The sequence below is a fragment of the Pseudooceanicola sediminis genome (genome assembly GCF_003575965.1).
Classification (GTDB): domain Bacteria; phylum Pseudomonadota; class Alphaproteobacteria; order Rhodobacterales; family Rhodobacteraceae; genus Pseudooceanicola; species Pseudooceanicola sediminis.
Genome location: NZ_QWJJ01000006.1, coordinates 119,892 through 140,197 on the forward strand (window position 1 = coordinate 119,892; position 20,306 = coordinate 140,197).

At 61.8% G+C, this 20,306-nt stretch carries 14 protein-coding genes and 2 tRNA genes; 6 read left to right on the forward strand and 10 right to left on the reverse strand.

The window, feature by feature from the left end:
* Positions 1 to 3 precede the first annotated feature (3 nt).
* The 5 genes from DL237_RS08345 to DL237_RS08365 all read right to left on the reverse strand — a co-directional run bounded on the left by DL237_RS08345 (position 4) and on the right by DL237_RS08365 (position 5,812).
* On the reverse strand, positions 4 to 1,785 hold the full coding sequence (locus DL237_RS08345) for a peptidoglycan D,D-transpeptidase FtsI family protein (RefSeq protein WP_119398595.1): 1,782 nt from the start codon (positions 1,783 to 1,785) through the stop codon (positions 4 to 6).
* A gap of 6 nt (positions 1,786 to 1,791) precedes the next feature.
* Positions 1,792 to 2,298 (reverse strand): cell division protein FtsL, encoded by a 507-nt coding sequence (gene ftsL, locus DL237_RS08350; RefSeq protein ID WP_321185972.1) that lies wholly within the window; start codon positions 2,296 to 2,298, stop codon positions 1,792 to 1,794.
* Positions 2,295 to 3,335, reverse strand: a complete 1,041-nt coding sequence (gene rsmH, locus DL237_RS08355; RefSeq protein WP_119398596.1) for a 16S rRNA (cytosine(1402)-N(4))-methyltransferase RsmH — start codon at positions 3,333 to 3,335, stop codon at positions 2,295 to 2,297. Before rsmH ends, ftsL begins: the two co-directional genes overlap by 4 nt.
* 3 nt (positions 3,336 to 3,338) lie before the next feature.
* The gene (locus tag DL237_RS08360) at positions 3,339 to 3,872 is read right to left on the reverse strand and encodes a division/cell wall cluster transcriptional repressor MraZ (RefSeq protein WP_158585604.1); all 534 of its coding nucleotides are present in this window, start codon (positions 3,870 to 3,872) and stop codon (positions 3,339 to 3,341) included.
* 842 nt (positions 3,873 to 4,714) lie between these two features.
* Entirely contained in the window at positions 4,715 to 5,812 is a 1,098-nt protein-coding gene (locus DL237_RS08365) for an Mrp/NBP35 family ATP-binding protein (protein ID WP_119398723.1), read from the reverse strand.
* A 299-nt stretch (positions 5,813 to 6,111) separates the two neighbouring features.
* Between DL237_RS08365 and DL237_RS08370 the strand changes: the two genes are divergently transcribed.
* Positions 6,112 to 6,342, forward strand: a complete 231-nt coding sequence (locus DL237_RS08370; protein ID WP_119398598.1) for a DUF1127 domain-containing protein — start codon at positions 6,112 to 6,114, stop codon at positions 6,340 to 6,342.
* A 704-nt stretch (positions 6,343 to 7,046) separates the two neighbouring features.
* On the opposite strand, the gene DL237_RS08375 is transcribed toward DL237_RS08370, so the two are convergent.
* The gene (locus DL237_RS08375; protein WP_119398599.1) at positions 7,047 to 9,470 is read right to left on the reverse strand and encodes an ATP-dependent helicase; all 2,424 of its coding nucleotides are present in this window, start codon (positions 9,468 to 9,470) and stop codon (positions 7,047 to 7,049) included.
* Positions 9,471 to 9,572: 102 nt separating this feature from the next.
* Positions 9,573 to 9,956 (reverse strand): hypothetical protein, encoded by a 384-nt coding sequence (locus DL237_RS08380; RefSeq protein ID WP_119398600.1) that lies wholly within the window; start codon positions 9,954 to 9,956, stop codon positions 9,573 to 9,575.
* A gap of 198 nt (positions 9,957 to 10,154) precedes the next feature.
* Here DL237_RS08380 and DL237_RS08385 point away from each other — a divergent pair, with 198 nt between their 5' ends.
* Together DL237_RS08385 and DL237_RS08390 are read left to right on the forward strand one after the other, a co-directional pair.
* Entirely contained in the window at positions 10,155 to 13,598 is a 3,444-nt protein-coding gene (locus tag DL237_RS08385; RefSeq protein ID WP_119398601.1) for a pyruvate carboxylase, read from the forward strand.
* A gap of 171 nt (positions 13,599 to 13,769) precedes the next feature.
* Complete coding sequence (locus tag DL237_RS08390; RefSeq protein ID WP_119398602.1) at positions 13,770 to 15,146, forward strand: NAD-dependent succinate-semialdehyde dehydrogenase; 1,377 nt, start codon at positions 13,770 to 13,772, stop codon at positions 15,144 to 15,146.
* Between the two features lie 117 nt (positions 15,147 to 15,263).
* Here the strand turns inward: DL237_RS08390 and DL237_RS08395 are convergent, their stop codons facing one another.
* Positions 15,264 to 15,761 (reverse strand): MarR family winged helix-turn-helix transcriptional regulator, encoded by a 498-nt coding sequence (locus DL237_RS08395; protein ID WP_233544909.1) that lies wholly within the window; start codon positions 15,759 to 15,761, stop codon positions 15,264 to 15,266.
* A 109-nt stretch (positions 15,762 to 15,870) separates the two neighbouring features.
* Between DL237_RS08395 and DL237_RS08400 the strand changes: the two genes are divergently transcribed.
* From DL237_RS08400 to DL237_RS08410, 3 genes are all read left to right on the forward strand, one after another.
* Positions 15,871 to 16,299, forward strand: a complete 429-nt coding sequence (locus DL237_RS08400) for an organic hydroperoxide resistance protein (RefSeq protein ID WP_199672022.1) — start codon at positions 15,871 to 15,873, stop codon at positions 16,297 to 16,299.
* A 162-nt stretch (positions 16,300 to 16,461) separates the two neighbouring features.
* Positions 16,462 to 16,536, forward strand: a tRNA-Gly gene (locus tag DL237_RS08405).
* Positions 16,537 to 16,588: 52 nt separating this feature from the next.
* Positions 16,589 to 16,663, forward strand: a tRNA-Gly gene (locus DL237_RS08410).
* Between the two features lie 423 nt (positions 16,664 to 17,086).
* On the opposite strand, the gene DL237_RS08415 is transcribed toward DL237_RS08410, so the two are convergent.
* Entirely contained in the window at positions 17,087 to 17,908 is an 822-nt protein-coding gene (locus tag DL237_RS08415) for an aldo/keto reductase (protein WP_119398604.1), read from the reverse strand.
* Between the two features lie 374 nt (positions 17,909 to 18,282).
* On the reverse strand, positions 18,283 to 20,265 hold the full coding sequence (gene rpoD, locus DL237_RS08420) for an RNA polymerase sigma factor RpoD (protein WP_119398605.1): 1,983 nt from the start codon (positions 20,263 to 20,265) through the stop codon (positions 18,283 to 18,285).
* Between the last annotated feature and the right edge of the window lie 41 nt (positions 20,266 to 20,306).

Consider the following 20,306-nt stretch of genomic DNA (forward strand, 5'->3'; position numbering starts at 1 on the left):
GCCTCAGTTCGATGTGAGGGTTATATCAGCCACACGCTGGGGTTCAACGTAGGGACGCAGGCCCAGAAGCGGCCCGATCCGGCGAATGATCTCGGCGGCGACGGGCACGGTTGTCCAGCCTGCCGTGCGGCGATCTTCGCCATAGATGAAGGTTGAGGGTTCGTCGAGCATGACGATCAGCGCATATTTCGGATCGCGGATCGGGAAGATCGAGGCAAAGGTCGCGATGGTCTTGTCGTCGTAGTAGCCGCCCGTCGGTTTGAGCTTGTTCGCAGAGCCAGTCTTGCCGCCGACATCATAGCCCGGCACCTCGCCAAACGAGGCGGTGCCTTCGGTGACGACCTTGCGCAGCAACTGGCGGGCAATGGCCGATGTGGCCTCGCTCATCACGCGTTCGCCATCCTGCGGGACCGCCTGTTTCAACAGGGTCGGTTTCAGCAACCGCCCGCCGTTGGCAACCGCTGCATAGGCGGTGGCCAGCTGTAGCGGGGAAATCGACATGCCGTGCCCGTAGGACACGGTCATCGTCGTCAGGTCGGACCAGTTGGTCTGCCAGTTCGGCTTGGTCATGGCGGCTTCGGACAGTTCGACCGGCGAGGGCACGAAAAAGCCCAGCTTGTGCAGGAATTGCTGCTGGCGCTCGGCGCCGATCATCTGGGCAATTCGGGCCGTGCCGATGTTGGAGCTTTCGATCAGGATCTCGCTGACCGTCGCTTCCTTGCCGAGATAGTGGTCATCGCCGATACGAAAACGGCCCCAGCGGATCGGGCCGCGGATATCGACGACGGTATCAGGCGAGACGAGGCCGAGTTCCAGCGCCTGGCCGATCGTGAAGATCTTGAACACCGAGCCGAGTTCGTACACGCCCTGAACCGAGCGGTCGAACAGCGGGCTGTCGTCGGGGTGGCCCGAGGTCGGCAGGTGGGGCCGGTCGTTGGGGTCGAAATCGGGCAGCGAGGCCATCGAGACGATTTCGCCTGTGTGCACATCCATCAGCACCGCCGAGGCGCCCTTGGCATTCATCAGCTTCATGCCGCCGTCGAGCACCTGTTCCAGCGCGGCCTGCACGGTCAGGTCCAGCGACAGTTGCAGCGGCTTGCCGCCGTTCGCGGGGTCGCGCAGTTCCGCATCGAAGGAATGTTCGATGCCGGCCGTGCCCTTGATTTCGGCATAGCTGACGTCTTCGGTGCCGAAGGAGGTGCCGCCGAGGATATGCGCGGCGATCGGACCGTTGGGGTAGAGGCGCATTTCGCGGGGGCCGAACAGCAGCCCGGGATCGCCGATGTCATGCACGGCCTGGCGTTGTTCGGGCGACATGGTGCGGCGAATCCAGTAGAATTTGCCATTGCCGGTAAAGCGTTTTTCCAGCTTTTCCGCATCGAGTTCGGGAAAGATCTTTGCCAGTTCGCGCGCCGCGTTCGCCGGATAGATCATCTGGTGCGGGTGGGCATAGAGCGAATAGGTTTCCATGTTGGTCGCCAGGATGCGCCCGTCGCGATCCAGGATGTCGCCACGCTGGGCCACGATCCCCGCGCCGCGCGCCGAGGCACGCGGTTCTTCGGGGGTGGAGGAGGCCATGGTGCCCATCCGTGCCCCGACCGTCGCAAAGGCACAGACAAAGGCCAGCCCCAGCACCAGCAGGCGCCCTTCGGCGCGGGCGCGGGCGCGGTCGCGCATCGCCTCGTGGCGCAGGCGCAGGTTTTCACGTTCGATGGCGTCGGGGTTTTCGCCCTTTTCGCGGGCTTGCAGGATACGGGCCAGCGGGCGCAGCGGAATGCGGTTCATCTCTGGTTATCCCCCCAGGGCTTCGGCCAGGGCGCGGGCAATCGCATCCTTGGTGACATGCGCGACCGGCGCCTGGGTCCGCGCCGGGGCGACCGGTTTGCCTGCCGCAGGCGCGGGCGCCTTGGCCGCCGGAGCGGGGGCCGCAACGGCGGCGGGTGCCTGCGGATCGGTGGGTCGGTTCATCGTCGAGACGTCGACGGGTTCGTTGAACACCAGCGGCAGGACCGGATCGGGATAGCGCACCTGGGTGACCTTGCCGAATTGCGCCGGGTCGATGGGTTGCAGCTTGAGATTGGTGAAGTTCATCTCGGCCAGTTCGCGCAACCGGTCGGGGCGGTTCAGATAGGCCCATTCGGCGCGCAGCATCGACAGGCGCGCGCGCGATGCCATGATGCGGTTTTGCAACCGTTCAGCCTGATCGATGGCGGCCTGCGTCTGATAGTTTTCCCGGTACGCCCAGAAGGCAAGGCCGATCACGGCCATGGCGCTGAGCACATAAAGCAATGATTTCATCGACGTTTCCCCCTGTTCGTGTTGGACTCTTCGCGGCCCGCCTTCTTTGCCCCCGGCATACCCAGCATGGCACGATCGATATCTTCGGAGGGGGCATCAGTGCGGAATCCGACGCGCAGATGCGCCGAACGCGACCGCGGATTGAGCTTGAGTTCGTCTTCGTCGGCGCGGATGCCCTTGCGGGTCTTCTGGGTGAAGGCGGGCACCTCCTCCTCCAGCGCGGGGGCATAGCGGTTGGCATTGCCGGTGGTGCCCGAACGCAACTGGAAGAAGCGTTTGACCATACGGTCTTCGATGGAGTGAAAGGTGACGACAGCCAGCGCGCCGCCGGGTTTCAGCGCCCGTTCCGCCGCCATCAGGCCATCGGCCAGCGCGCCATATTCATCGTTCACGGCGATGCGCAGACCTTGAAAGGTGCGCGTGGCCGGATGGCTCTGCCCCGGCTTGGACCGCGGCAGGCAGCCCTCGACGATCTTGGCCAGACGGGCAGTGTTGTTGATCGGGGCCTCTTCGCGTTCGCGTACGATGGCCTTGGCGATGCGGCGCGAGGCACGTTCTTCGCCATAGAGATAGATCAGGTCGGCCAGTTCGGCCTCCTCTAGGTCATTGACCAGATCGGCGGCGGATGTGCCCGACTGGCTCATCCGCATGTCGAGCGGCCCGTCGCGCATGAAGGAAAAGCCGCGTTCAGCCAGATCGAGCTGCATCGAGCTGACACCGAGGTCGAGGACGATCCCGTCCAGCCCGCCATCGGTCTGCGCCTCGGCAATCTTGTCGAGGTTTGCAAAGTTGTCCTGCACCAGTTGCAAACGCCCCGCGTAGTCGCCGATCCAGCCCTGCGCCATGTCGATGGCCAGCGGATCCTGGTCGATGCCGATGACCTTGGCGGCCCCGGCGTCGATCAGCCCACGGGCATAGCCACCCGCGCCAAAGGTGCCGTCGGCCCAGACGCCCTCAACCGGCGCGACGGCCTTGAGCAGCGGCCCCAGCAGAACCGGAATGTGCGGCGTCTCGGGGGCGGAATTGTCATCGGCCATTGCTCAGGCACCCCCGGTCGCGGCTGCGGCGTGGCCGCGCAGCTCATCGAAGATCGCCGCTGGATCAAAGGTATCGTCCTCTTGCGCAAGCGCGGCCTCTTGGTCCGCGACCACGCGGGCATAGGCGGCCGGGTTCCAGATCTGAAACGTCTTGCCGAAACCTGCGAACATCACCGCATCGCCCATGGCGACACCGATCTTGCTGCGCAGTTTCGCGGGCAGCACGATCCGCCCGGTGTCGTCGATGGAGAAATCCAGGGACTCGGTCAGGAACATGCGGGTCATGGCCTTGGCGCGCGTGCCGGCACTGGGCATGCGATCGATGAGGTCCTGGATCTCGCCCATGGACTCGACGGAATAACATTCAATGTGATCGGTGAGGTGGGAGCCGTAGACAATGGTCATGCTGACGCTCTTGCCCTCGGTCCAGTCGGGATCCTGCGATTCAAGGACACGGCGGAAGTTGGCCGGGATGGACACCCTGCCCTTGGAGTCAATCTTGAGCTCCTCTTCGCCTTTGAACCTTTTGATACGCAAGGTTCTACCCAATCCCCTACCGGATCCCCCCTTGACGCCTCATGCCTGAATGGCGACCCTGAAACGGAAAACGGCGGATAGGAGCTGCTGCCACTGCCCTATCCGCCGCCCTCGTCCCGTTTCCGGGTATGTCCGACTGCGCGCGGCCACCTGGGGGGATGTCTGCTCGCCCCGCACGCCGGATCTCTTTGGTTCGATGAAAGCGGGGCCTGTACTACTTGCTGCCTGGGAAGTTGTTTTTATGAGGTCTTGTGCCTCTTAATTTCCCGTCCTCATCTTGTGATCCATGGATGCCATGGGAGGGGATGGGACGCAAATGGTTTTTTTGGGAATTCATGGGAAGATGTGGTTTTCGACGCAGGCAAAAAACAAGATGTAGAGGCTTTTCGGCATCGCCTTTGCCGCTAATTAGCGCCCCTCAGGCCACCCAACCACCACATATAGTTGCGACTGCGCCATGCCATGCGGTGCGCCACCCCTCTGCCAGCAGGTGAAAAAAATCGCGTCTGTCGCCCGAACGCCATGGAACCGGCGACATTCTGCGGATCATTTCGTGCCCTAGGTGCCCGATTTGGCCAGATTCCGCGCCTCACGACGGTGTGATTCGCCTTGAGCAGGGGATGTAACAGGGCCGGTGAGGCCGGCAATCCCATGTCATCCCAATCAGACAGTGAAAATTTGCGTTTCGGCAAGCCGAGGCGATGAAAACCACCCCTTGCGCGGCTTCGTGACCCGCAAGAGCAGAAATCGGCGGGGACATGCCCCGCCGATCCCATCTCGTCCCATCCTGATGCGCTACGTCTACGCGCCCGCGCGATGGCCCGCGCGCGATCGGGGTCGCCTCAGAACAGCCCCGTCGCGATCATCCGTTGCGCCAGTTGGGCATACGCCTGTGCCTGCGCGCCCTCACCCGCCGCGATCGGCGTACCACCATCCCCGGCCAGCCGCGTGTCGAGATCGAGCGGCAACGCCCCGAGCAGCGGCACACCCATCTTGTCGGCCTCGGCCGCGACACCGCCATGTCCGAAAGGATGCGATTCAGTGCCGCAATGCGGACAGACAAAGGTCGACATATTCTCGATCAGGCCGAGGATCGGCGTCTTGAGCGTCTGGAACATGTCGATGGCCTTGCGCGCATCCAGCAGCGCCACGTCCTGTGGGGTCGAGACGATGATTGCCCCGCTGACATCGGCACGCTGGCACAACGTCAGCTGCACGTCGCCGGTGCCGGGCGGCAGATCCACCAGCAGCACGTCCAGCTCTCCCCAGTTCACCTGGCCGATCATCTGCTGCAAGGCGCCCATCAGCATCGGACCACGCCAGACAACGGCCTTGCCCTCGTCCATCATCAAGCCGATCGACATCATGGTGACCCCGTGCAGGTGCAACGGTTCGATCACCTTGCCATCGGCAGAGGCGGCGCGCTTGGTCGCCCCCATCATGCGCGGCTGCGAGGGCCCGTAGATATCGGCGTCCAGCAACCCGACGCGCCGCCCCTGGCGAGCCAGTGCAACCGCAAGGTTGGAGGAGACGGTCGACTTGCCGACACCCCCCTTGCCCGAACCGATCGCGACGATGTGCTTGATGCCCGCAGGTTTGAGCGGCGCGGTCTGCGGTTTCGGATGGCCGCCGATCTTGAGACTGGGCGGCTGATCCGAGGGGGCGGAGGACGGGGTCGGTGCTTTTTGCGACGGCCCGTGCGCCGTCAGGATAGCGCTGACACGAGAGACGTCGGGCAGCGCCGCCACCAGATCTTCGGCGGCGCCCCGGATCGCGTCCATCTTGCGCGCAATGTCCGGATCGGGCGCCTCGATGACGAAACGAACCGAGTCACCCTCGATGGTCAGCGCCCTTATCATGTCGCGCGACACCAGGTTGCCACCGTCCGGCAGCGTGAGTCGTTCGAGTTCGATTAAAATTTGATCACGTGTGACGGGCAAGGCGCTCTCCTTCTTCATGCCCTGCATAGGTGCGTATTTTCCCAGTCGCAGCAAGGGCACGGGGACGATTTCCTCTGAAAACAACGCGCAGCCGGCCGTTGTTCGTACGCAAGCAACCGGTGTCACGCCTTCGTTAACTTTAGGTCAATGCTTCTTATGCACTTTCTGCATAGCGGCGTTGAAGAACCAACCATTGTGCAAACGCAGCAAAACCGTAAATTGGGGTCAACAGCGACGGACATGAACGACAACGCTTCGATCCGACGCACCGAGAGTACGAGACGAAAGGTTTTAGTAAGATGGCAATGGTATCAGAGATCCACGGCAAATCCGCAGCTGGTCGCGCACAGGGCAACGTTATTTCCCGCCTGATCAGTGCTGTCACAGAACGTCAGTCCCGCTTCTGGACGTACCGCAACTGCGTGAACGAACTGTCGGCCCTGAGCAACCGCGAACTGCGTGACCTTGGCCTGCATCGTTCGCAGATCCGGTCGATTGCCTACGAAGAAGCCTACCGCAAAGCGGCATAAGTTTTCCGAGATCAGCGGCCCTCTCCTCCTCCCTGGGCCACTGAGACCAGCGGCGATACCTCTCCTCCTCCCTGGTATCGCCGCGCCTATCCCCGAAGCAGGGTAACGCTTCGCAAGAATTCACGGCTCTCTCCTCCTCCCTGAGCCGTGATGCCAAGACCGACCGAGCCTCTCCTCCTCCCTGGCTCGGTCGGGCACTGGCAAAAGGATCGATCGCCCCTCCTCCTCCCTGGGCGATCGTGACACTCCGGTGATGCCTCTCCTCCTCCCTAGCATCACCGGCCCCATCCCCGGAGCAGGGTCACGCTCCGCAAGAATTCACGGCTCTCTCCTCCTCCCTGAGCCGTGATGCCAAGACCGACCGAGCCTCTCCTCCTCCCTGGCTCGGTCGGACTTTCGGCAAGATATCGATCACCTTCTCCTCCTCCCTTGGTGATCGTGACATGAACCGCGGTGCCTCTCCTCCTCCCTGGCACCGCGGTTTTTTGTTGTCTGAGATCGTTGAATTAGGGCTCTGCCCTCTGACGCCTTCGGCGCCATTCACCCGGGGTATTTCTGGCCAGATGACAGGAGAGCCGAGCGGCTCCGTATCATCTGGCCTAAAATACCCTGGGGGAGCCGCGCAAAAGCGCGGCGGGGGCGAAGCCCCGGTTTTACAGATGAGAACTCAGGATATCGCTGACATGGTCAAACGGGTTGAGCGATCAGAAGGGGACGTCTTCACTGCCTGTCACGAATTTGGCGACCACTTTCTTTGTGCCGGCCTTGTCGAAAGCGATCTCCAGCTTGTCACCCTCGATCGCAACAATTTCACCATAGCCGAACTTCTGATGGAACACGCGCTCTCCCACTGTATGTGAACTGATCGCGCCAAGATCGAGAATGGGACTACGGGTTTCGCGCGGCTGACTGACAGGACGATGGTTTGCACGCGCCTGCAGACGCTTCCAGCCCGGCGAATTATATCCGTCCGCTGCCGCAACCTTTGCGTCAATCGTGTTTGCCGGCGATCCGGCTGCACCGAATCCCCCGCCATAGAGTCCGGGTGGCGTCAGCACGTCGACGCTTGCATCTGGCAATTCGTCAATGAAGCGCGACGGCAGCGCAGATTGCCATTGGCCAAAAACGCGGCGGTTGCCGGCGAATGAGATCGTGCAGACCTTTTCGGCGCGGGTAATCCCGACGTAGGCGAGGCGGCGTTCCTCCTCGAGGCCCTTCTGGCCCGATTCGTCCATACTGCGCTGGCTGGGGAAGAGACCGTCTTCCCAGCCCGGCAGGAAAACCACGGGAAATTCCAGCCCCTTGGCGCCGTGGAGGGTCATGATCGAGACCTTCTCGCCTTCCTGCTCTGTCTCATTGTCCATGATCAAACTGACATGTTCCAGGAAACTTTGCAGATTTTCGAAACTTTCCAGTGCCTTGATCAGTTCCTTGAGGTTTTCCAGACGTCCCGGAGCCTCTGGCGTCTTGTCGTTCTGCCACATGGCGGTGTAGCCGGATTCGTCCAGCATGACCTCGGCCAGTTCGACATGCCCGATTGAGGCACGGGGGCGATCTTCGTCCAGCACGACGGCCTCGCCATCCTCGACAAGGCTGCCGGGGGTGTGCAGGCGCGCGATTTCATGCCAGCGGTCCATCTGCTCGACGAAGCGTGCCAGCAGACCGGCCGCCTTGCCGCCCAGCCCCTTGTCCTGAAGCAGGATACGCGCCCCATCGAGCAGCGAGACACCATTTTCGCGCGCTGTCATCTGGATCTTTTGCTGGGCCTTGTCGCCAAGGCCACGCTTCGGCGTGTTGACGACACGTTCGAACGCCAGATCATCGGCGGGCGAGACGGCGAGGCGGAAATAGGCCATGGCATCGCGAATCTCGAGCCGTTCGTAAAAACGCGGGCCGCCGATGACGCGATACGGCAGTCCGATGGTGAGGAACCGATCCTCGAACGCGCGCATCTGGTGGCTGGCACGGACGAGAATCGCCATGTCATCGAGAGAAAACGGGGGCATTCCGCGGGTACCGCGCTGCATCGCCTCGATATCATCGCCGACCCAGCGCGCTTCTTCGTCGCCATCCCAATGACCGATCAGGCGAACCTTTTCACCATCCGTCGCCTCGGTCCACAGATCCTTGCCGAGACGCGATTCGTTGCCTGCGATCACCGAGGAGGCGGCGGCGAGGATATGCGGTGTGGAGCGATAGTTCTGTTCCAGGCGGACCACCTTGGCCCCCGGAAAGTCCTTTTCGAACCGCAGGATATTGCCGACCTCGGCACCACGCCAGCCATAGATCGACTGGTCGTCATCACCGACGCAGCAGATATTCTTGTGCGCGCCCGCCAGCAGACGCAACCAGAGGTACTGGGCGACGTTGGTATCCTGGTATTCGTCGACGAGGATGTATTTGAACCAACGCTGATATTGCGCCAGCACATCGTCGTGCGTCTGAAAGATCGTCACGACATGCAGCAGCAGATCCCCGAAATCGACGGCGTTCAGCTCCAACAGGCGACGCTGGTACTGGTCATAAAGTTCGGTGCCGCGATTATTGAAGGCCGATGCTTCGGAGGCGGGCACTTTCGACGGCGTCCAGGCCCGGTTTTTCCAGCTGTCGATGACACCGGCCAACATGCGCGCCGGCCAGCGTTTGTCGTCGATGTTGGAGGCCGCAAGCAGCTGTTTCATCAGGCGAATCTGGTCGTCGCTATCGAGGATGGTGAAGTTGGACTTCAACCCGACCAATTCGGCATGGCGGCGCAGCAGCTTGACGCAGATGGCATGAAAGGTGCCGAGCCACGCCATGCCCTCGACCCCCTCGCCCAGCATCCGGGCCATGCGGTTCTTCATCTCGCGCGCGGCCTTGTTGGTGAAGGTCACCGACAGGATCTCGTTCGGGCGGGCGCGCTGCGTCGTCAGCAGGTGCACCATGCGTGCGGTCAGCGCCTTGGTCTTGCCCGTGCCGGCACCGGCCAACATGAGAACCGGGCCATCCAGTGCCTCGACCGCCTCGCGTTGCGCGGGGTTGAGATCATCCAGGTAGGGCGTGGCGGGTTGAACGCGCGCCATGGCCCGCTGCGACAGCGGGACGGAGGCAGCGGCCTCGAAGGCGTCATCTTCGGAATAAGAGCTCATGCGTTCATCTTACAGCGTCGCTGAGGAATTGCCAACGATGGTTCACCATTTGTTCACATGGCAATCGAAACCATTTGGCTGCGCAAGGTCAAGCCCCTGCTGCTACCAGCTATACCCAAGCTTTTCGACGACATCGGGGTGATATTCCCGAAAGCGGGCGCAAAGATCATCGTTGAACACGCTGCGCCACAATTCGCTGCGACCGCTGGTGATATGCTTGCTGCGTTTCATCTGAGGGTTGAAGACAGAGTTCTTGAAGGCGACGGCGAGCGCCAGTGGCATATAGGCCGGAGACACGCCGAAATGAGAGAACATCTGCTCAAACCGCTCCATTCTCGTGTCTGTCATCAGGTCTTCGAGGTGAATGAAGAGCGTGTCCTTGTGGCCGGGGGACGAGGCCGCGGTCGACATCCTCTGGATCGTCAGACCGGCGACGTTTTCCATCTCGAACACCAGGCGCGCGCGATCATCCGGCAGTGTGTGCAAGTATTTCTGATTGGAAGAGCGGGATCACCCTCAGCGCAATTGGCTGCGGTAACGATGTGGGCATCGAAAAACCGTTGGCGCGCATCGAATAGTGTGTCGCCATGTAAGTCTCTGGTTGCGCTGCGATGCAGCGTGGGGTTTCTTGGGTTGTAGAGACGGGAGGCAGACCGTCGGGATACGCTGCATCAAGGAACAGACATGGCCGATTTCCAAAAAATCCTCATCGCCAACCGGGGCGAGATCGCGATCCGGATCATGCGCGCCGCCAACGAGATGGGCAAGAAGACGGTCGCGGTCTATGCGGAGGAGGACAAGCTGAGCCTCCACCGCTTCAAGTCGGACGAGGCCTATCGCATTGGCGAGGGGATGGGGCCGGTCGCCGCGTACCTGTCGATTCCGGAGATCATCCGCGTGGCCAAGATGTGCGGTGCCGATGCAATCCATCCCGGATATGGCCTGCTGTCGGAAAACCCTGATTTCGTCGATGCCTGCGATGCGGCGGGGATCACCTTTATCGGGCCTAAGGCCAAGACCATGCGCCAGTTGGGTGACAAGGCCAGTGCACGTCGCGTCGCCATCGAGGCCGGGGTGCCGGTGATTCCCGCGACCGAAGTGCTGGGCGACGACATGGAGGCGATCAAGCGCGAGGCAGGCGAGGTCGGCTATCCCCTGATGCTGAAAGCCAGCTGGGGCGGCGGCGGGCGGGGCATGCGCCCGATCAACAACGAGAAGGAGTTGCCCGAAAAGGTGCTTGAGGGGCGGCGCGAGGCCGAGGCGGCCTTTGGCAACGGCGAGGGGTATCTGGAAAAGATGATCATCCGCGCCCGCCACGTGGAGGTGCAGATCCTGGGTGACAGCCAAGGCAACATCTACCACCTGTTCGAGCGCGATTGTTCTGTTCAGCGGCGCAATCAGAAGGTGGTTGAGCGCGCCCCTGCCCCCTACCTGACCCCGGAACAACGCGCCGAGGTCTGCGAGCTGGGACGCAAGATATGCGCGCATGTGAATTATGAATGCGCCGGTACGGTCGAATTCCTGATGGATATGGACAGCCAGCAGTTCTACTTCATCGAGGTGAACCCGCGCGTGCAGGTTGAACATACCGTGACGGAGGAAGTCACCGGCATCGACATCGTCCAGGCGCAGATCCTGATCGCCGAGGGCAAGACGCTGGCCGAGGCGACGGGCAAGGCGTCGCAGGGCGATATTTATCTGAACGGCCATGCGTTGCAGACCCGGATCACCACCGAAGATCCGCAGAACAATTTTATCCCCGATTATGGCCGCATCACCGCTTATCGCACGGCGACCGGCATGGGCATCCGTCTGGATGGCGGCACCGCCTATGCGGGTGGGGTGATCACGCGGTACTACGATTCGCTGCTGGTCAAGGTGACGGCCAAGGCCCAGACCCCGGAAAAGGCGATTGCCCGGATGGACCGCGCGCTGCGCGAGTTCCGCATTCGCGGCGTCAGCACCAACATCGCCTTTGTGCAGAACCTGCTGAAGCACCCGACGTTCCTGTCGAACGAATACACGACGAAATTCATCGACACGACGCCGGACCTGTTCGATTTCGCCACGACGCAGGACCGGGGCACCAAGGTGCTGACCTATATCGCGGATATCACCGTCAACGGTCATCCCGAAACGACGGGGCGCGCGACGCTGCCCGAGGGCTTCAAGATGCCCAAGCCCCCGACCCCGCGTGGCGACGCCCCCGCCGGCACCCGCACCCTGCTGGATGACAAGGGGCCGAAGGCGGTGGCCGACTGGATGCTGGCGCAGAAACAGCTGCTGATCACCGACACCACCATGCGTGACGGGCACCAATCGTTGCTGGCGACACGGATGCGCTCGATCGACATGATCACCGCTGCGCCGTCCTATGCGGCCAACCTGCCGCAGCTGTTCAGCCTTGAGTGCTGGGGCGGCGCGACCTTCGACGTGGCGTTCCGGTTCTTGCAGGAAGACCCATGGCAGCGGCTGCGTGATATCCGCGCCGCCTGCCCCAACATCCTGACGCAGATGCTGCTGCGCGGCTCCAACGGCGTCGGCTATACCAATTATCCCGACAATGCCGTGCAGGCGTTTGTGAAGCAGGCGGCGGAAACCGGGATGGATGTGTTCCGCGTGTTTGATTCGCTGAATTGGGTCGAGAACATGCGTGTCGCCATGGATGCAGTCGTCGAGACCGGCAAGATCTGCGAAGGGGCGGTCTGCTATACCGGCGATATCCTGAACCCGGATCGCGCCAAGTACGACCTGAAGTACTATGTCGCCATGGCGAAAGAGCTGGAAGCGGCAGGCGCGCATATCCTGGGGCTGAAGGACATGGCCGGGTTGCTGAAACCTGCCGCCGCGCGGGTCCTCATCAAGGCGCTGAAGGAGGAGATCGGCATTCCGATCCACTTCCACACCCATGACACCAGCGGTATCGCCGGGGCCAGCATTCTGGCGGCTTCCGAAATGGGCGTCGATGCCGCCGATTGCGCGATGGATGCGCTGTCGGGCAACACGTCGCAGCCGACCATGGGTTCAATCGTCGAAGCCCTGGCGCATACCGAACGCGACACCGGCCTCGATATCGAGGAAATCCGCCAGATGTCGGATTACTGGGAGGCCGTGCGCGGCCAGTACATCGCGTTTGAGTCCGGCATGCAGGCCCCTGCATCCGAAGTTTACCTGCATGAGATGCCGGGTGGTCAGTTCACGAACCTCAAGGCGCAGGCGCGCTCCATGGGGTTGGAGGAGCGCTGGCACGAGGTCGCGCATACCTATGCGCAGGTGAACCAGATGTTCGGGGATATCGTCAAGGTGACGCCGTCGTCCAAGGTGGTCGGCGACATGGCCCTGATGATGGTGTCGCAGGGGCTGAGCCGGGCCGAGGTAGAAGACCCTGCGCGCGACATTTCCTTTCCCGACTCGGTCATCGACATGATGCGCGGCAACCTCGGGCAACCGCCGGGCGGGTTCCCTGCCCCGCTGGTCGCCAAGATCCTGAAAGGCGACGCGCCCAACCTCGACCGCCCGGGCAAGCACCTGCCGCCGGTCGACCTGGAAGCGACGCGGAAGGAGCTTTCGGACAAGCTGGAGGGGCGTGAGGTCGATGACGAGGATCTGAACTCCTACATCATGTATCCGAAGGTGTTCACCGATTATGCCGCCCGGCACGAAATTTACGGCCCCGTGCGCACCTTGCCGACCAAGACGTTCTTTTACGGAATGGAACAGGGCGAACAGATCAGCGCCGAAATCGACCCCGGCAAGACGCTGGAAATCCGCCTTCAGGCCGTGGGGGATACGCGCGAAGATGGCAATGTGCGGGTGTTCTTCGAACTGAACGGCCAGCCGCGGGTGATCCGCGTACCGGATCGGTCGGCCACCGGCGCCTCTGCCGCGCGCCCGAAGGCCGATCCGACCAACGCAGCCCACGTCGCGGCACCGATGCCCGGTGTCGTCGCCTCGATCGGCGTCAGCGCGGGACAGGCGGTGAAGGAGGGCGATCTGCTGCTGACCATCGAAGCGATGAAGATGGAGACAGGCATGCACGCCGACCGCAGCGGCAAGATCAAGGCCGTGCATGTCACACCCGGCGGGCAGATCGACGCCAAGGACCTGCTGCTGGAATACGAAGAGTAAGGCACACCCAAGCACCGGACATGCGCCCCGCTGTTGCCGGCAGTGGGGCGTTTTGCGGTGGATGCGGCCCCGCCAATGAGCTCTCATGACGCGGCGTCGAGGAGACGTGATTGAACCCATCGGCGGCGGACACGTTTTGTAGGCAAGAGCAAGCAAACACGAGGTTCCGCCATGAGCGCCGATATCACCACGATCAACCCCGCCAACCAGGAGCAGATTGCAACCTACACCCACATGAGCGACGCCGAGGCCGAGGCCACTGTCGACGCCTGCCACGAAGCCTTCATGAGCTGGCGCGAAACTTCGGTCACCGACCGCGCGTCGGTGATCAAGGCGATCGGCCAGGGGTTGCGCGACAACAAGGAAGCCTTCGCGCAGCTGATGACGCAGGAAGTGGGCAAGCTGATCGGCGACAGCCGGCAAGAGATCGAGCTGTGCGCCGCGATCTGTGATTTCACGGCCGAGAATGGGCCGAGGGAGCTGGCCGAGGTAGAGCGCGACATTGACGGCGGGACAGGTGTCATCGCACACGCGCCCATTGGCGTGATCTACGGTATCCAGCCGTGGAATTTCCCCTGCTACCAAGCGGTGCGCTATGCCATCGCCAACCTGATGGCGGGCAATGGGGTGTTGCTGAAACATGCGGCCAATTGCACCGGCAGCGGGTTGTTCCTGCGCGACGTCATGGAACGCTCTGGCCTGCCCGAGCATCTGTTCAGCGTTCTCGTGATCAGCCACGATCAATCCGACCGCATCATCCAGCATCCGCGCGTGCGGGGCGTCACCCTGACCGGTAGCGAGGTCGCCGGGCGGCACGTCGCCGAAAAGGCTGCAAGTGTCCTGAAAAAATCCGTCATGGAGCTGGGCTCGAACGACGCCTACATGGTGCTGGACGACGCCGATCTGGATCTGGCTGTCGAAACCTGCGTGGCAGGACGGTTGTACAACAACGGCCAGACTTGCGTGAATGCCAAGCGCTTTATCATCACCGAAAAGAACTATGACGCCTTTGTCGAAGCCTTTACCGCCAAGATGAAGGCGGTCGAGCTGGGGGACCCTACCGCAGAGGGCACAAAGCTGGGGCCGATGTCGAAGGTTGATCTGCGTGACGCGCTGCACGAACAGGTCGAGGAGAGCATTGCCAAGGGCGCGCGCGCATTGTGCGGGGGGACGGTGCCCGATCGCACGGGCGCATGGTACCCCGCGACGGTTCTGGTGGACGTGGCCCCTGGTCAGCCCGCCTACGATGACGAGCTGTTCGGGCCCGTCGCGTCGGTGATCAAGGCCAAGGACGACGAGGACGCGATGCGGATCGCCAACGACAGCCGGTACGGTCTGGGCGGCGGCATCTTTTCCCGTGACGCAAAACGTGCGCGAGAGTTGGCGATCAAGTATTTCGACACGGGCATGGTATCGATCAACCGTTACAACGTAGCATTGCCCAACATGCCCTTTGGCGGGGTCAAGGATTCCGGCTATGGGCGCGAACACGGCGGCTTTGGCATCAAGGAATTCGTCAACACGAAATCGGTCTATCTGGCCGCCTGACGCCTCTTGGTCAGGGCCGGGTTTCGCGCCCTGCCCTTCGGCCCTGCCACCATGTCATTGGATACGGACTTTCGGCCCCTTTCCCAGGAAAGGGGCCGTCTGCACGAAAGCGCCCATCTAAGCGCCGCGCCGTGCCTGTTGCGCGGCCGTGTCGATCTGGGCCCGTAACAGTTGCAGCGTCTTGAGCGTTTGGTGGTAGCTTTCTTCGGTCATGCCGCTGTCGCGCGCAATGCAGCCCGGAACCTCGGCCGCCTGGGCCGCGCGCACCCGCCCCGTTTCGGTCAACGCCACCACAACACGCCGTTCGTCCTGCTGGGAGCGCACACGCGTGACCAACCCCGCCGCCGTCATACGCTTGAGCAGCGGCGACAGGGTATTCGTCTCCATCGCCAATGTCGCACCCAAGGTGCCGACGCCCTGCCGGTCCTGATCACGAAGCGACAGCAACACAAGAAACTGCGGATAGGTCAGATCGAGCCGTTCCAGATGCGGCGTGTAGAGCCGGATAAAGGCGTGGCTGGCCGCATAGAGGTTGAAGCATAGCAAGGCCTCGGTCCCTTGCGGGGCCGTCACCTGCGGAGAGTTGGGGGGCAATGATGGCTGGATATCGGTCACGCCTCCAAAATAAGTCGCGCACGACTTTATCACAAGTCTTGTCTTGGGTGGCGGATGACATATATATCGTGCACGACATAACCGCCTGCGATACAAAAGGACCCTCTCCATGGCCATTCAACCTCTTTACACCACCACCGCCTCTGCCAGCGGCGGTCGCGAAGGCACCGCCGGCACCGACGATGGCAACCTGTCCGTATCCCTGGTGATGCCCAAGGAACTGGGCGGACCGGGTGGCGACGGCACCAACCCCGAGCAATTGTTTGCAACCGGCTATGCCGCCTGCTTTCACTCTGCGCTGAAAATGGTGGCCGGCATGTCGAAGGTGAAATTGCCCGAGGGCGCAAAGACCTCGGCCGAGATCGGTATCGGCAAGCGCGAAGACGGCCAGGGTTCTGGGCTGACCGCCGCACTGACCGTGACCCTGCCCGGGCTTGAGGGCGACGTGGCCGACGATCTGATCGCCAAGGCCCATGCCGCCTGCCCCTACAGCGCGGCGATCAAGGGAAACGTTGACGTGACTGTCAGTCGCGCCTGACGGGGCCTACCCAAGACCGAATGGCCCGGACGGCCCAGTGCCACCGGGCCATTCACCAGTCAGGCGCGCCAATCCGCCGCGATCAAAATTCTTCTCAGCGCGGCCAAATTTCCTCTTGCGGCCAGACGGTGTTCTTTATACATCGTGCGACACCAAACGGATGCGGGCGTAGCTCAGGGGTAGAGCATTACCTTGCCAAGGTAAGGGTCGAGAGTTCGAATCTCTTCGCCCGCTCCAATTGGTCCTTTTCGAAGGAAAGACCCGGGATCACCAATCCCACGCCAAGGAAGCGGGCGTAGCTCAGGGGTAGAGCATTACCTTGCCAAGGTAAGGGTCGAGAGTTCGAATCTCTTCGCCCGCTCCAACACTCTCTCATGAAACTAAAGACTTAGCCTTCGGGCGTAGGGAAATGCCACAGCCGTCTTATTTCGAGACGCCGCAGGGAATTACTGCCGCTTTCGCGCGGGACCCCATCCTGTTTGCTTTGCTTTGATCAAATAGAGGCAGGGTCAGGTCAGATGCCGCTCTGCAGGCAGGCCGCACCGAGACCCTTGCGGCGCCGCCAGAGCGACACCCTCTTGCAGGTAGGGTCTGCCGGAACCTCGTCGGCCAGAAGCAACCCTGAAATCTTTGGCCTTTGTCTATCAGGTTCAGGATATGCAGCGGCGATTATAGATTGAATCGCACAGACTTCCTCAAGTTACCGAAAGAAGCTTCCCGCCAATCTGGCCGCGCCGTCAACTGGCGCGGCCGCGTGGAGAGTTCAAAGCGGCTGGAGCAAAGACACCTAGTCGAACTCCGCAGCATCTGGATCGGGCCCGATCCGCGCACCTGTTTCCATACCTTCGATCGCAGCCATATCGGCATCCGACAGCTCGAAAGACTGGGCTGCAAAATTGGACGCCATGTGATCAGGGTTGCTTGAGCGTGGGATCACCGACAGGCCCAACTGTATATGCCAGCGCAGAATGACTTGGGGAACCGAACGATCCAAACGCCTCGCGATCTCGACCAATGTCGGGTCAGAGAAAGCGTTGGCGCGCCCTAGCGGAGACCAGCTCTGCGTGATGACTCCCCGCTCGGCATTGGCTGCGCGCATATCGGACTGCTGCATCCGTGGATGCAACTCGATCTGGTTCAGAGCCGGGGCCACGCCGGTTTTGGCGATGATGCGATCAAGGTGCGTGGCCGTGAAGTTCGACACCCCGATCGAGCGCACCAGCCCGGTATCGCGGGCCTCGATCAGCGCCTGCCAGGTTTCGACGTAGAGGTCCTTTTCCGGGCACGGCCAATGGATCAGCATCAGGTCCAGGTAGTCGAGACCCGTCCGCTCAAGACTGCCCCGTATTGCTGCGCGCGCAGCGTCACGGCCCTGGTCGGAATTCCAGACCTTGGAGGTGACGAACAGATCCTCGCGCGCGACGCCGCTGTTACGCACGCCGCGGCCCATTCCGGCCTCATTGCCGTAGATCCTGGCACCGTCGATCAGACGATACCCGAGCCCTATCGCCGTTGCGACAGCATTTTCGGTGGTTTCCTCGGGGATTTGCCAGACCCCGAAGCCCATTTGCGGAATGGAGCGGGTGTCATTCAGGCTCAGCTTTTGCATTGCGCCCTCCTATTTTTCAGGGTTCGTGCGCCGTTGAGATGGCACGTTGCGCAAAAGGGTAAACCTGTACTGGCGAAAGACCACGAAAAGATCTGTCCGCAGGCGCGCAGGTCGGGTTCGGCGTGTGCGATGGGGGCAGTTGAGTGTGCCGCGAGACGAGAGTGACAAGGATACCGTTGCATGGCTTTCGCAGCTGCGCGGGCGCCTTAGACCGGGCGCCAGCCCCCGGACCCCCGGGATATTTCCGACAGGGAAACATGTATGGGCGCGCTTGTCGGGACGACGGTGGCGGCACGGCGGTGGGGGCAAGCATATGCCCACGACAGAAAAAAGGCGCCCGTTGCGGGGCGCCTTTTCATGAGAGTTTGACCGGATTACTGATCGAGGAAGCTGCGTAGCTTGCGCGAACGGCTGGGGTGTTTCAGCTTGCGCAGTGCCTTTGCTTCGATCTGGCGGATCCGTTCGCGGGTCACGCTGAACTGCTGGCCGACCTCTTCGAGCGTATGATCGGTGTTCATGCCGATCCCGAAGCGCATCCGCAGCACACGCTCTTCACGCGGGGTAAGCGAGGCGAGGACGCGGGTCGTGGTTTCCTTGAGGTTCTCCTGGATGGCAGAATCCAGGGGAAGAATCGCGTTCTTGTCTTCGATGAAGTCGCCCAGCTGGCTGTCTTCCTCGTCCCCGATGGGGGTTTCGAGCGAAATGGGCTCCTTGGCGATCTTCATGACCTTGCGGACTTTTTCCAGCGGCATCTGGAGTTTCTCCGCCAGTTCCTCGGGCGTTGGTTCGCGGCCGATTTCGTGAAGCATCTGACGCCCGGTGCGCACCAGCTTGTTGATCGTCTCGATCATGTGGACCGGGATACGGATGGTGCGCGCCTGGTCCGCGATCGAACGGGTGATCGCCTGGCGAATCCACCAGGTCGCATAGGTCGAGAACTTGTAGCCGCGACGGTATTCGAACTTGTCGACGGCCTTCATGAGGCCGATGTTGCCTTCCTGAATGAGATCAAGGAATTGCAGGCCACGGTTCGTGTACTTCTTGGCGATGGAGATGACGAGGCGCAGGTTGGCTTCGACCATTTCCTTCTTGGCCTGACGGGCTTCTTTCTCGCCTTTCTGGACCTGCTGCACGATGCGACGGAATTCCGAGATGTCCAGGCCAACGTACTGGCCGACCTGCGCCATGTCACTGCGCAATTCCTCGACCTTGTCGGTCGAGCGTTCGATGAACATGGTCCAACCCCGGCCCGGCTTTTGCGCCATCCGGTCCATCCAGTTCGGGTCCAACTCGTGACCGCGATATTCCTCGACAAATTCCTTGCGGTTGATTCGGGCCTGGTCGGCGAGTTTGACCATGGCGCTGTCGATCTGCATGATCCGCCGGTTGATACCGTAGAGCTGGTCGATCAGGGCTTCGATACGATTGTTGTGCAGATGAAGTTCATTGACCAGAAGCACGATTTCGGAGCGCAGCTTTTGATAGCGCGCTTCTTCGGACGCATTGAAGGAGCCGTCCTCGTTCAGGGTGGCGCTGATGCGATTGTCCTGAAGCTCGGAAAGGGTTTCGTAGTCGTTGGCGATCCGATCCAGGGTTTCCAGAACACGCGGCTTCAGCGCGGTTTCCATGGCCGCCAACGACATGTTGGTCTGGTCGTCCTCATCGTCGTCGTCGTCATCCTTGGAGATCGGATTGCCGTCGGCATCGAGTTCGGGGCCACTGTTTTCCTGTTTCGGCGCGGTGCTGACGCCGCTGGTATCTACGACGGGTTCTTCGCCCTCCTCGTCCTCCAGCGAGTTGCCGAAGGTCGTTTCGAGATCGATCACATCGCGCAGCAGAATGTCTTCGGAGAGGAGTTCGTCACGCCAGATGGTAATCGCCTGAAATGTCAGCGGGCTTTCGCACAGGCCGGCGATCATCGTGTTGCGGCCAGCCTCGATGCGTTTCGCGATGGCGATCTCGCCCTCGCGGCTCAACAGTTCGACACTGCCCATTTCGCGCAGGTACATGCGCACCGGATCATCGGTCCGGTCGAGCTTTTCGTTGCCGGTGGAGCCAATCGAGACGTCGCGGTTCTGGTTGGCCTGAACCACTGCCGTCGTCTTGAGTTCCTCTTCCTCGGCCTCGTCGTCCTCAATGATGTTGATCCCCATCTCGGAGAGCATCGACATCACGTCTTCGATCTGCTCCGAGGAGACCTGATCGGGGGGCAGAACCTGGTTGAGCTGGTCATAGGTGATGAAGCCACGTTCGCGGGCTTCCGCGATCATCTTCTTCACCTGGGTCTGGCTCATGTCGAGCGAGACTTCCGCATCCTGCTCTTCGATCTGGGCTTCGTCGTTGTCCTTGGCGGCCATGGCGATACTCCTTGGCAGTGGATCGGGGCAGTGGTCGAACA

What these genes read in the sequence shown, in the direction of transcription:
- DL237_RS08345 (WP_119398595.1), bottom strand. Translation starts at nt 1,785, where the DNA reads ATGAACCGCATTCCGCTGCGCCCGCTGGCCCGTATCCTGCAAGCCCGC.
- ftsL (WP_321185972.1), bottom strand. Translation starts at nt 2,298, where the DNA reads ATGAAATCATTGCTTTATGTGCTCAGCGCCATGGCCGTGATCGGCCTT.
- rsmH (WP_119398596.1), bottom strand. Translation starts at nt 3,335, where the DNA reads ATGGCCGATGACAATTCCGCCCCCGAGACGCCGCACATTCCGGTTCTG.
- DL237_RS08370 (WP_119398598.1), top strand. Translation starts at nt 6,112, where the DNA reads ATGGCAATGGTATCAGAGATCCACGGCAAATCCGCAGCTGGTCGCGCA.
- DL237_RS08375 (WP_119398599.1), bottom strand. Translation starts at nt 9,470, where the DNA reads ATGAGCTCTTATTCCGAAGATGACGCCTTCGAGGCCGCTGCCTCCGTC.
- DL237_RS08385 (WP_119398601.1), top strand. Translation starts at nt 10,155, where the DNA reads ATGGCCGATTTCCAAAAAATCCTCATCGCCAACCGGGGCGAGATCGCG.
- DL237_RS08390 (WP_119398602.1), top strand. Translation starts at nt 13,770, where the DNA reads ATGAGCGCCGATATCACCACGATCAACCCCGCCAACCAGGAGCAGATT.
- DL237_RS08400 (WP_199672022.1), top strand. Translation starts at nt 15,871, where the DNA reads ATGGCCATTCAACCTCTTTACACCACCACCGCCTCTGCCAGCGGCGGT.
- DL237_RS08415 (WP_119398604.1), bottom strand. Translation starts at nt 17,908, where the DNA reads ATGCAAAAGCTGAGCCTGAATGACACCCGCTCCATTCCGCAAATGGGC.
- rpoD (WP_119398605.1), bottom strand. Translation starts at nt 20,265, where the DNA reads ATGGCCGCCAAGGACAACGACGAAGCCCAGATCGAAGAGCAGGATGCG.